The organism is Sediminibacterium sp., assembly GCF_019264485.1.
Taxonomy (GTDB): Bacteria; Bacteroidota; Bacteroidia; order Chitinophagales; family Chitinophagaceae; genus Sediminibacterium.
Map to the genome: position 1 here is coordinate 512,561 of NZ_JAHVAA010000011.1, position 12,255 is coordinate 524,815.

Sequence of the window (12,255 nt, forward strand, 5' to 3'; positions counted from 1 at the left end):
CAATATAGGAGGCAGCTGTATGCGGGAACCTGTTAAATTTGGATGAACGCGCGTAAGACTCCGTGGAAGGTGGATGAAATTGTTTAGTTCCGATTATCGTGGACCCAGTTCAATTACCTGACAGTTTTTCATTTCCTTTCCTTCAATATCAAGTTTAACAAGTGTGCGAACCTTATGCCAGCCATGTTTCCCGGCAGCTCCCGGATTAATATGCAGGCATTGTAAAGTATCGTCAAACATAATTTTCAGAATATGGGAATGGCCACTGATAAATAACTGTGGTTTGCCGGAAATAATCAGTGGTTTTGCATGGCTATTGTATTTTGGTGGATAACCGCCTATATGCAGCATCATTACTTTAATATCTTCACAAACCCATTGCAATAGTTCAGGGTAAAGAGAGCGAATGTCCTGACCATCAATATTACCGTACACCCCGCGCAGTGGTTTGAACTGTCTGAGCTGCTCAGCCAATACATCGTTGCCAAAATCGCCGGCATGCCATATTTCATCACAGTCTTTAAAATGTTGAAATACGGCTTCGTCAAGATAGCCATGTGTGTCTGATAGGATGCCTATTCTTTTCATTTACGGATCAACTTTGTGGTCTTTAATCAGTTGTTGAAATAATAACAAAACACCTGGTACCTGAACCGTTTCCTGCTTGAATTCTGTAAAACTAAAAAAACGGATGGCTTCAATTTCGGCATTCACTTCAGGTGTTGATTTGAGTGTATAAAGAAAACAGTCCTGTTCCATCATTACGGGAGGTAATTCTCCATAAGCCGGGGCAGTAATATGACAATAGAATTCCAGTTCATCGGGTGTTATATCAATGGAAAGTTCTTCCTTTATTTCCCTCAGTATTGCTGTAACCGAAGTTTCTCCCTCATCTAATTTTCCTCCCGGGAGGTAATAAGCCTGTTTTCTCTTGCTGAAAGCCAGTAAAAGCTTGCGTCCTTCAATTACCACAAGTCCGGCGGTAAGTAATTTTTTAGGTGCTTCATTCATAAACTTTACTAATTTCACAGAGAGATTGCAACCTATGCCATTAAAACGAAATTTTACCTACTGGATCGATAAACGCTCATGGAAATATTATTTCCTGATGCTCTCCCTTGCACTCGTAGAATACTAATACCCCTCTGCGTAAACTCCCTTTCTCCGCGGCTCCGCGGTGAATAAAACGCTAAGTTTACTACATCAACCTTGAACCTTGTTTCTTGTAACTTATAACTTTTAGTTCTATGCCACATTATCATACATTAGGTAATATACCCCATAAACGTCACACACAGTTTCGGAAAACCGATGGGTCATTGTATTCGGAACAATTGTTTTCAACAGAAGGATTTAGCAATGATTATTCATTGCTGTATCATCATTATCCGCCAACACAGATCATTCATACAGATGATCCGGTAAATGTACAGCCACGTGTTGCAGAAGAAAAAATGCTCAAACACAGAAGCTTTGAAGGGTTTAATGTGAAACCGGAAAACGATTATCTCAAAAGCCGCAAACCTGTTCTGGTTAATAATGATTGTCATATTGTACTGGCGGCGCCGCGGGAAAGTATGACTGATTATTTCTATAAAAATGCCGATGCAGATGAAATGATTTTTGTACATGAAGGAAGTGGTGTACTTCTTTCACAATATGGTCAGTTGCCTTTTGCATATGGCGATTACCTGGTGATTCCAAGGGGCACTATTTACCAGATAAAATTTGACACCCCTGCAAACAGGCTGTTTATTGTAGAAAGCTTTAGTCCAATCCGTTATCCTAAACGATATATAAGCAAGTATGGACAGTTACTGGAACATGCTCCATTTTGTGAACGCGATATACGCACACCACAGAATCTCTTAACTTTTGATGAAGCCGGCGATTTCCTGATTCAAACCAAAAAGAAAGGTGTTCAATATGGCTTGCATTATGCACATCATCCTTTCGATGTGGTAGGCTGGGATGGGTGCTGTTATCCTTTCGCATTCAGCATACATGATTTTGAGCCTATTACCGGTCGTGTACACCAGCCCCCTCCGGTTCATCAAACTTTTGAGGCGCATAATTTTGTGGTATGTAGTTTCTGTCCGAGGTTATACGACTACCACCCGGATGCTATCCCCGCACCCTATAACCATAGCAATATTGACAGTGATGAAGTGTTGTATTATGTAGATGGTGATTTTATGAGCCGAAAAAATGTAACGAGGGGAATGATCACTTTACACCCGGCAGGTATTCCACATGGGCCACATCCCGGAGCGGTTGAAAAAAGTATTGGAAAAAAAGAAACACAGGAACTGGCCGTTATGGTAGATACTTTTCATCCTTTACAATTAACGGTAGATGCACTGGAGATAGAGAATCCGGGATATACGATGAGTTGGGCGGAATAGTGAATAGTGAGTAGTGAGTTTTTTTGTAGATTTATCTTACTGTCTTTTATTTACTCACTACTGACTATTCACTACTCACTATATGAAAGTCTACGAAAACATCGATGCCTACATTGCCGATTTCCCTGCAGATAAACAGAAGTTGCTAAAACAGATGAGAACTGTTATTCAGAAAGCTGCACCTAAGGCGGTGGAGAAAATAAGTTATGGTATGCCCTGTTTCTTTCAGGAGGGTAATCTGGTATATTTTGCAGCTATGAAAAACCATATCGGGTTTTATCCGACTTCATCCGGTGTACTCAATTTCGAAAAAGAGCTGGAAAAATATACTACCTCCAAAGGTGCTATTCAATTTCCATTGGATAAACCATTGCCGGTAAAACTTATAACCATGATTGTAAAATTCAGGGTATTGGAAAACCTGGAAAAAGCGGCTATAAAAAAGAAACTGAAAAAATAACCCCCTTCTGTGCCCTTCTGTGCCTTCTCCATGGAGTCCTTTGGACATTGGCAAATTAGTCCGAAAGACCGTAAGACAGAAAGTCCGGAAGAAAGAATTTTTGCAGAAGGAGGGTGCTTAGGGGAAAATTCTTCCGGACTTTCTTCCAATTCAAAAATTCCTTAACTTATGCTCCTAAAACGACTTGCCATATGATTAAATTCAGCGACATTAAAATTGGAGACTATGTATTGGCGGAATATGATGGAAAAATGTGGGAGGGAGAAGTTGTTCGCCTAAACGGAGATGAAAAACAGGTTTGTGTACAAACAGATGTACAGGAATTCTGGTTCAGTACCGATCAACTGCATCCGCTTCCGCTCAATGAAGATGCATTGTTGAAACTCAGTTTTGCAAAACAACCCAATGAGGATGGTTCCGTGAAATATATGAAGGGTTCATTCCGACTGGTTACGCCACAATCGAATGATTTCTCCAAAATAGAAATGTGGTATCGCGAAGACAGAAGACATCATCCTGATGTTCATTATGTTCATCAGTTACAAAATCATTACCTGGATATGACAAAGATTCATCTAACCCGGGATCCTATGTAATCCATCAAAAAGAAAATAGAAGAGGGTACCAATAAATGGTGCCCTTTTTTTGTTGGATGAGCTTCACAGAAGTGAGTTGCAACAAAGTGTTTATGTATATTGTTGATAAATTCAGTTACATGCGTTCTGTTTTTTTACTGTCTTTCTTTTTTTTAGTTTCAGTCCAGTTGCTTGCCCAACGTTTTGGAGGTAACCCTTCGCGCCAGCGTTGGAAACAAATCGATACCGATACGGTGAGGATTGTATTTCCTGATGGCAATGAAAAGCAGGCGCAGAAAATTGCAGGTATTGTTCATGGTTTACAACAAAATAACAATACTGGTTTAGGACCTGACCGAAGAAAAATAAGTATGGTCATTCAGCACCGCAGTCTTTTCTCTAATGCATATGTTGGACTGGCACCTTTCAGAAGTGAGTTCTATACTACTGCCCCACAAAGTGCCTTTGAACTGGGGGCATTTGATTGGGTGAGTAACCTGGCCATCCATGAGTACAGGCATGTACAACAGTATGGAAATTTCAACAAAGGATTGTCTAGGCTCGCATCGGTTATTTTGGGTGAAGAGGGACAAGCGGTAGCAAATGCAGCAAGCATTCCTGACTGGTTTTTTGAAGGCGATGCTGTGTACAGTGAAACACAGTTAACGGCACAGGGCAGGGGTAAACTACCGGAGTTTTTTAATGGGTATATGTCATTGCAACATTCAGGAAAACAATACAGTTATATGAAGCTGCGCAATGGTTCTTTGCGGCATTTTGTGCCCAGCCATTATGATCTTGGCTATTTACTCGTGGCATATGGCCGTAAACAATATGGGCAAGATATATGGACAAAAATAACCAACGACGCAGCCCGCTTCAGACCACTGATTTATCCATTTCAAGGTGCGGTGAAAAAACATACAGGTGTTTCATTTGATCGGTTTGTAAATGATGCGTTGGGATATTACCGTTCACAGTGGAAAGTTCTGGCAGTTGAAGAACCTGAATGGGTCACCAGCATTGAAAAGAATAATGTGTTGAATTATCGTTTTCCTTATCTCATGGAAGATGGTGCTGTTCTTACTTTACAGAACAGTTATACCCAGGTTCCTGCTTTTGCCAAAGTATTACCAGATGGTAAAACAGAAAGAATAAGGGTAAGAGATATTGCTATTGATCCGTATTTCACTTACCGGGGCAATAAAATTGTCTATACAAGTTATCGCCCCGATACCCGATGGGGTAATGTTGAAACCAATACCCTGAAAATTTTTGATCTCAGTACACAAACAGAGCAGGTAGTTTGTACAGGTACCCGTTTGTTTTCACCTGATCTGTCTTCCGATCTGCAAAAAATACTGGCTATTGATATGCATACCAATGGAGGGAGTTCCATTGTAAAAGTTGATGTAGCCACAGGGAATACTGATACTCTTTTTTCATCGGAGGATAAAGTTTTTTCTTATCCCCGGTTCGACAGCAAAAAGGATGGTTTTTATGCTGTTCACAGACAGTTAAATGGTCATATGGGAATCAGCTGGTACAGTCATTCGGTAAAGACAGAAAGAATACTGCTGGCCTCTGCCAATCGTGTGGTTGGTTATTTACAGACCCAGGGTGATACGCTTCTTTTCACGAGTACCTACCAGGGGCGGGATGAACTATGGGGGCTGATTGATGACGGAACAAACGTAAAAGGTCCGTTTCGGCTTGCCACTTATCCAACAGGTATCTATCAGGCTATATTAAGAGAAGGCAAGCTGGTAGGATCAGTGTTTACTGCTGATGGATTCAGGCTGGCCTCTTTTGTTCCTAAATGGGAAAGAGTACCGGTGGATCATATTTTGCAGCCATTATATACTGATAATAGTATAACCCCGGCAAGCTTTGGTTTTAGCGAAAAATTGGCAGACAGGAATTTTGCCGTTACCCCATATAAAAAATTCAGGCGGTTTGTTAATATTCATAGCTGGCGGCCTTATTATGACCGGCCGGAGTATTCATTCACGCTTTACGGTGAAAATTTATTGAATACACATCTCACAGAGCTGGCATACACTTATAATGAAAATGAACAAAGCCATAAGCTAAGTGCAGACTTTGCTTATGGAGGGAGCTATATCCAGAGAATTTTCGGAGCCAGTAGTACCTATAACCGTTCAGCGCGCCTGAATCAGGATACGTTGTTGCACTGGGAAGAGCAGACTGCCTATGCCGGATTGCGGTTGCCTTTGAACCTTACATCGGGCAGGGAATACCGAAGTCTGGTTTTCCAAACCACTTTCAATACCAATAATGTAAAGTGGACAGGTATTGCTAAAAACCTCTTGAAAGATCGTAGGGTCAATTATCTGGATTTTAATATTTCGTATTCGGCTCAGTCGCAAAGGGCGCTTCGGCAAATATTTCCCAGATGGGGGCGGGTAATGACTGCCCGTTACCGGACAGCCCTTGGTAAAACCGATGCATGGCAAATGCTGTTGAGCGGGGCTATATATTTTCCCGGATTGGGACAAACCCATAACCTGGTGCTTACAGGAGCTATCCAAAGTCGTGACACCCTGAATCAGTATATTTTCTCTGATAATTTCCCTTTTTCGCGAGGGTATCAATCGGTAAATTTCCCAAGGGCATATAAAATTGGGGTGAATTATCACTTCCCACTACTGTATCCTGACTGGGGTTTTGGACAACTGGTCTATTTTCAGCGGGTAAGAATGAATGCTTTTTACGATCATTCGGTTGGGAAAAGCCTTAGAACCGGTCGAAAATTCTATTTTGGAACGGTTGGGGGTGAATTAATGTTCGACACCCGGTGGTGGAACCAGGAGCCGGTAAGTTTCGGATTAAGGTATAGCCGATTGCTCGATCGGGAGTTTAGCGGTGCAACCACAACTAATTATTGGGAGATAATTCTGCCTGTGGCCCTCTTCAGATAAGTTATATTTGCCTTTATAAGGGGCTCAGGGCCATTATTTTACCCTATTTTCCACAAAATTGGTAATTTTTTCCCCGAAATTTTCATATTTCCATTGCAATCTAATATCTTTGCAGCCCCAAAAATAGTATGTCGAAACAACCGCTGATTAAACAAGATGGAGTAATTCTGGAAGCCCTGAGCAATGCTATGTTCCGGGTGAAGTTAGAAAATGGCCATGAAATCCTGGCCACCATCTCAGGTAAAATGAGGATGCATTACATCAGAATTTTGCCAGGTGATAAGGTAGGGGTTGAGATGAGCCCATACGATTTGAGCAGGGGAAGAATCATTTTCAGGTATAAGTAAACATTTGCGGAACGCTATCGGCTCATGCTGAAAGCCGGAAGCAGTAAAGCGATAAATAATAAAGCAATGAAAGTCAGAGCTTCAATCAAAAAGCGTAGTGCAGATTGCAAGATCGTGAAGAGAAAGGGTAAGTTGTACGTGATCAACAAAAAGAATCCCCGTTATAAACAACGTCAGGGATAATTTCATGTACCGTTACTGATTACAGTGGATGGTACCAGTATTAAAGTATTAAATTAAAATCAGAATATGGCTCGTATTGCCGGTATTGATTTACCAAAAAACAAAAGAGGCGAAATTGGTCTGACCTATATTTTTGGTATTGGTCGTTCAACAGCTCAGTATATCCTAACTCAGGCTGCTATTGACTTCGATAAGAAAGTACATGAGTGGAACGATGATGAGCAGACTGCTATCCGTAATATCATAAACAATGAGTTTAAGGTAGAAGGTGCATTACGTAGTGAAGTATCGATGAATATCAAGCGTTTGCTGGATATCGCCTGTTATCGTGGTTTACGCCACCGTAAAGGCTTGCCTGTTCGTGGTCAGCGTACCAAAACAAACAGCCGTACCAGAAAAGGTAAACGTAAAACAGTTGCCGGTAAGAAAAAGGCACCTAAGAAATAAATGATAACATGATGCTGGAATGACCTCATTTCAGCATCATGATTGTTATACAAATCCTCTACAGCTTGGATAGGCCCGATACAACCGGGAAAGGAGAGTGTAGCGGTTTCCGCCCCGGGCGGAATTTTTCATTGTTAAACCAATCCCGATTTGATCGGGACGACTACCTCAAAAAAGAAACATGGCAAAACCACAAAAAGCGCAGAACAGTGCAAAAGCTGCTGCCAAAAAAAGAGTAGTAAAAGTAGACGCGGCTGGAGAAGTACGTGTTTCTGCTACTTTCAACAACATTATCATCAGTTTTACCAACAAAGCCGGACAGGTAATCAGTTGGAGCAGTGCTGGTAAAATGGGTTTCAAAGGCTCTAAGAAAAATACTCCATATGCAGCTCAGATGGCTGCTGCCGATGCTGCTAAAGTAGCAATGGAAGCTGGTCTGAAACGCGTTGAAGTTTTCGTAAAAGGTCCTGGTGCCGGTCGTGAAGGTGCTATCCGCTCTATTTCACAATCAGGCATTGAAGTTATTTCTATCAAAGACGTAACTCCTTTACCACACAATGGTTGCAGACCTCCCAAGCAGAGAAGAGTATAATTGAATTTTATGATGTAGGATGTTTGATGTCTGATTTGTTTTTAAATCAAACATCCTACATCAGACATCAAACTTTTATAGGGTTCGGTATTGATTTTAGATTTTTAGGATACCGGATCGTCATTAAAAAATCGCAAAACAAAACAAATGGCACGTTACACTGGTCCAAAGACCAAAATCTCCAGAATTTTTGGAGAACCCATTCTGGGAAATGGCAAATGGTTAGGTAAAAACAGCAACCCTCCCGGTCAGCATGGAGCTGCCCGCAAGCGTAAAAGCCTTGGTGAATATGCTTTACAGCTGAGAGAGAAGCAAAAAGCAAAATACACTTATGGTGTATTAGAGCGTCAGTTCCGTAAAACTTTTGAAGAAGCATCACGTATTAAAGGTGTTACCGGTGAAAACCTGATCAAGTTACTGGAAGCTCGTCTGGATAATACTGTATTCCGTATGGGATTAACAGCCAGCCGCCCTGAAGCCCGCCAGTTGGTAAACCACAAGCATATCACTGTAAATGGTGAAGTGATGAATGTACCTTCTTACCAGTGTAAGCCAGGTGATATCATTGCTTACAGACCAAAGAGTGCAGATAATTCTTCTATCATTAGCAAAACACGCGGTAAGAACCCTAAGTTTAGCTGGATCGACTGGAACGAATCTGAGAAGAAAGGTACTTTTATTACCTATCCTGAGCGTGAGAATGTTCCTGAGAATATCAAGGAGCAACTGATCGTCGAATTGTATTCTAAATAGTGAATAGTGAGTAGTGAATAGTGAGTGTTTTACTCACTATTCACTACTCACTCCTCACTCATATCATCCGGAAACCAATAATGGGTTCCGCTACAATCAAGTAAAAAACCAAGTTTTAATATGGCCATATTAAGCTTCCAGAAACCCGACAAAATCGTTTTACAAAAAGCAACAGATTTTGAAGGTCAATTTGAATTTCGTCCATTAGAACCAGGTTATGGTCTTACCATTGGTAATGCACTGAGAAGGGTATTATTGAGTTCTTTGGAAGGATATGCAATCGTAGGTATCAAAATCGAAGGTGTAGACCACGAGTTTGCTACCATGAAAGGTGTAACAGAAGATGTTACCGAAATCATCCTGAACCTGAAGCAGGTACGTTTCAAGAAGCATGTAGAGCATGATGTAGCCAATGAAAAGATCAGCCTTTCTATCAAAAACCGCACTGAATTTACTGCGGGTATGTTAGGTGAGGTTTCACAGCACTTTCAGGTAATGAATCCTGAGCTGGTGATCTGTACCATGGATTCTTCTGCTAAAATGGATATAGAACTCACCATTTCACGTGGTCGTGGTTATATCCCTGCTGAAGAAAATAAAGTAAAAGATGCGCCTTTTGGATATATCGCAATCGACTCTATTCACACACCTATCAAGAACGTAAAATACGGTATTGAGAACTATCGTGTGGAGCAGCGTACCGATTATGAGAAACTGATCCTGGATGTAGCTACAGATGGAACCATCCATCCTGAAGATGCTGTAAAACAGGCTTCACGTATCCTGATTCAGCACCTGATGATCATCACCGATGAAAACATCACTTTCGATAACAAAGAAGACAAGAAAGAAGATGTGGTAGATGAGCATGTATTACAACTGCGTAAAGTATTGAAAACACCACTTGAAGACCTCGATCTTTCTGTACGTGCTTTCAATTGCCTGAAAGCAGCCAAAATCAACAGCCTGAGCGAATTGGTTCAGTACGAACAGGAAGACCTGATGAAATTCAGAAACTTCGGTCAGAAATCACTCTCAGAAATTGAGCAGGTGTTAACTGAGCGTGGACTGAGCTTCGGTATGGATCTGAATAAATTGGGGTTAGATAACTTAGACAATTAAGCTACTAGCTTTTAGCTACTAGCTTCTAGAAAAATACTAGTAGCTGGTAGCTGAAAGCTAGAAGCTATTTATAAACATCCTGCAATTCCTGACACGGTGCAGGGTATAAAAACAACAAGTCATGCGTCACGGAGACAAAATCAACAACCTGGGTCGTAAGAAAGCGCACAGGGAAGCATTGCTGGCCAATCTGGCTAGTCAATTGATCACACACAAACGTATTGTTACTACTTTGGCCAAAGCTAAAGCCCTGAGAACATACGTTGAGCCGCTGATCACCAAAACAAAGAAGTCTGACGATAAAGAAACCATCATGCACCAGCACAGAGTGGTATTCAGCTATCTTCAAGACAAAGCTGCTGTGAAAGAACTGTTTACAGTAGTAGGTCCGAAAATAGCCAGCCGCCCAGGCGGTTATACCCGTATCCTGAAGCTCGGCATTCGTCCGGGTGACAATGCGGAAAAAGCAATGATCGAACTGGTAGATTTCAATGAAATCTATGGTAAGAGCGCTGCTCAGGCTGCTGAACCTGCTAAGAAAACACGTCGTAGCCGTGCACCTAAAAAAGCCGAAGCAGCTCCAGCTGTAGAAGCCGCCGTAGCAGAAACACCAGCTACTGAAGAAACTCCTTCAACTGATAAAGCAGCTGAATAAATTGAAAAAACAGTTTCTATATAAAAAAGCAAGACTTAGCCGTCTTGCTTTTTTTATGTATTTGCCCGTAAAACCGGATGTGTGAAACTTATTCCGACATTTTAACCAACAATTCTTTTTTTTGCACCGTTAAACCGTGAACAATTATGTCTCAATCGAAACAACCCGCAATACTCGTACTCGCTGATGGTCATGTCTTTTATGGACATGCTTTTGGTAAAACAGGTACTACTACGGGTGAAATTTGTTTTAATACCGGTATGACCGGCTATCAGGAAGTTTTTACAGACCCAAGCTATACGGGTCAGGTACTCATTATGAACAATGTGCATATCGGTAACTATGGTGTAAAAGATACCGATGTGGAAAGCAGCAGTGTAAAAATTCACGGATTGATTGCCCGCAACCTTGAAGAGCAGTTTAGCCGTATACAGGCAAATAATAACCTGAACGATTACCTCATAGCCAATCAGATTGTAGCCATTGATAATATCGATACACGTGCACTGGTGGCTCATATACGTACCAAGGGTGCCATGAACTGTATTATTTCATCGGAGATAATGGATGTGGAAGAATTAAAGAGAAGACTTACAGAAGTACCCGATATGGATGGACTTGAGCTGGCCAGCAAAGTAAGTACTACTGAAGAGTATGAGATGGGTGATAGTAATGCTCCTGTAAAAGTAGCGGTACTGGATTTTGGTGTAAAGAAACATATCCTTCAGTGTCTGGTAGACAGAGGTGCGCATATTCGTGTACATCCTGCGAAAACACCTTTAAGCCGGCTGAAAGAATTTAATCCCAATGGTTATTTTATTTCAAATGGTCCCGGCGATCCGGCAGCAATGGATTATGCTGTTGCCACAGTAAAGGGGCTGCTGAATGAAAATAAACCCGTATTCGGTATTTGCCTTGGTCATCAGTTACTTGCACTGGCCAATGATATACCTACGTTTAAAATGCATCATGGACACAGAGGGCTGAATCACCCGGTTAAAAATATCATTACCGGTCAGTGTGAAATTACCACGCAGAACCATGGTTTTGGTGTAGACCCCGAAGCAGTGAGAAATCATCCTGATGTAGAGATTACACATGTAAACCTGAATGACCAGTCTATTGAAGGTATCAGGATAAAAGATAAACCTGCTTTCAGTGTTCAGTATCATCCTGAAAGTACACCGGGTCCTCATGATAGCAGGTACCTGTTCGACAATTTCCTCGATATGATTAAACAGGGTATGAACTGATTTCTGGTAACTCAACTATACTGGCCATGTATCAGCATATGATACGTGGCCATTTTTTTTATTAACTTCGGTACATGAAGATTGCCATCATCAATGGTCCTAATTTAAATTTACTGGGTAAAAGAGAAACCGATATTTATGGAAACATGAATTTCGATGAATATTTTGTTTCCTTACAGGAACTATTCCCCGATGTTCAACTCACTTATTTTCAAAGCAATATTGAAGGTGAACTGATTGATGAGATTCAGAAAGTTGGATTCAGTTATGATGGCATTGTACTCAATCCAGGTGGTTATACACATACTTCAGTTGCATTGGGAGATGCAATTGCAGCTGTTAAAACACCGGTGGTTGAAGTTCATATCAGTAATGTACATGCACGTGAGGAATTCAGAAAACTGTCACACGTTTCAGGAAAATCGGCAGGTAGTATCATTGGTTTAGGATTGAAAGGCTATGAGCTGGCCATTCTATGGTTGTTGGGTAAATCCTGATCTCTTGGTATGGTCTTTGCTTTT

At 41.2% G+C, this 12,255-nt stretch carries 15 protein-coding genes; 13 read left to right on the forward strand and 2 right to left on the reverse strand.

Annotated elements, in window-relative coordinates:
• Positions 1–93 precede the first annotated feature (93 nt).
• Both KXJ59_RS08450 and KXJ59_RS08455 read right to left on the reverse strand, forming a co-directional pair.
• Positions 94–588, reverse strand: a complete 495-nt coding sequence (locus KXJ59_RS08450; protein ID WP_295203217.1) for a metallophosphoesterase family protein — start codon at positions 586–588, stop codon at positions 94–96.
• Positions 589–1,011 carry an NUDIX domain-containing protein gene (locus tag KXJ59_RS08455; protein WP_295203220.1) on the reverse strand — a complete coding sequence of 141 codons (423 nt, stop codon included), beginning with the start codon at positions 1,009–1,011 and terminating at the stop codon, positions 589–591.
• Between the two features lie 236 nt (positions 1,012–1,247).
• Here KXJ59_RS08455 and KXJ59_RS08460 point away from each other — a divergent pair, with 236 nt between their 5' ends.
• The 13 genes from KXJ59_RS08460 (at position 1,248) to aroQ (ending at position 12,231) form a co-directional block, all read left to right on the forward strand.
• Complete coding sequence (locus KXJ59_RS08460; RefSeq protein WP_295203223.1) at positions 1,248–2,405, forward strand: homogentisate 1,2-dioxygenase; 1,158 nt, start codon at positions 1,248–1,250, stop codon at positions 2,403–2,405.
• Between the two features lie 82 nt (positions 2,406–2,487).
• A complete protein-coding gene (locus KXJ59_RS08465) occupies positions 2,488–2,865 on the forward strand; it encodes a DUF1801 domain-containing protein (protein WP_295203225.1) in 378 nt (125 codons plus the stop codon).
• Between the two features lie 191 nt (positions 2,866–3,056).
• Positions 3,057–3,461, forward strand: coding sequence for a hypothetical protein (locus KXJ59_RS08470; protein WP_295203227.1), 405 nt, complete (start codon positions 3,057–3,059; stop codon positions 3,459–3,461).
• Positions 3,462–3,580: 119 nt separating this feature from the next.
• Positions 3,581–6,382: a hypothetical protein gene (locus KXJ59_RS08475; protein WP_295203228.1), complete on the forward strand. Its 2,802-nt coding sequence runs from the start codon at positions 3,581–3,583 to the stop codon at positions 6,380–6,382.
• A 128-nt stretch (positions 6,383–6,510) separates the two neighbouring features.
• Positions 6,511–6,729 carry a translation initiation factor IF-1 gene (gene infA / locus KXJ59_RS08480; protein ID WP_026752042.1) on the forward strand — a complete coding sequence of 73 codons (219 nt, stop codon included), beginning with the start codon at positions 6,511–6,513 and terminating at the stop codon, positions 6,727–6,729.
• 66 nt (positions 6,730–6,795) lie between these two features.
• Positions 6,796–6,912 carry a type B 50S ribosomal protein L36 gene (gene ykgO / locus KXJ59_RS08485; protein ID WP_026774906.1) on the forward strand — a complete coding sequence of 39 codons (117 nt, stop codon included), beginning with the start codon at positions 6,796–6,798 and terminating at the stop codon, positions 6,910–6,912.
• 66 nt (positions 6,913–6,978) lie between these two features.
• Positions 6,979–7,359: a 30S ribosomal protein S13 gene (rpsM, locus tag KXJ59_RS08490; RefSeq protein ID WP_295203231.1), complete on the forward strand. Its 381-nt coding sequence runs from the start codon at positions 6,979–6,981 to the stop codon at positions 7,357–7,359.
• 181 nt (positions 7,360–7,540) lie between these two features.
• Positions 7,541–7,951 (forward strand): 30S ribosomal protein S11, encoded by a 411-nt coding sequence (gene rpsK / locus KXJ59_RS08495; protein WP_295203233.1) that lies wholly within the window; start codon positions 7,541–7,543, stop codon positions 7,949–7,951.
• Positions 7,952–8,098: 147 nt separating this feature from the next.
• Positions 8,099–8,704 carry a 30S ribosomal protein S4 gene (gene rpsD / locus KXJ59_RS08500; protein ID WP_295203236.1) on the forward strand — a complete coding sequence of 202 codons (606 nt, stop codon included), beginning with the start codon at positions 8,099–8,101 and terminating at the stop codon, positions 8,702–8,704.
• 120 nt (positions 8,705–8,824) lie between these two features.
• On the forward strand, positions 8,825–9,826 hold the full coding sequence (locus KXJ59_RS08505) for a DNA-directed RNA polymerase subunit alpha (protein ID WP_295203238.1): 1,002 nt from the start codon (positions 8,825–8,827) through the stop codon (positions 9,824–9,826).
• 121 nt (positions 9,827–9,947) lie between these two features.
• On the forward strand, positions 9,948–10,481 hold the full coding sequence (rplQ, locus tag KXJ59_RS08510; protein ID WP_295203241.1) for a 50S ribosomal protein L17: 534 nt from the start codon (positions 9,948–9,950) through the stop codon (positions 10,479–10,481).
• 146 nt (positions 10,482–10,627) lie between these two features.
• On the forward strand, positions 10,628–11,734 hold the full coding sequence (carA, locus tag KXJ59_RS08515; protein ID WP_295203244.1) for a glutamine-hydrolyzing carbamoyl-phosphate synthase small subunit: 1,107 nt from the start codon (positions 10,628–10,630) through the stop codon (positions 11,732–11,734).
• Between the two features lie 74 nt (positions 11,735–11,808).
• A complete protein-coding gene (aroQ, locus tag KXJ59_RS08520; protein ID WP_295203247.1) occupies positions 11,809–12,231 on the forward strand; it encodes a type II 3-dehydroquinate dehydratase in 423 nt (140 codons plus the stop codon).
• Positions 12,232–12,255 lie beyond the last annotated feature (24 nt).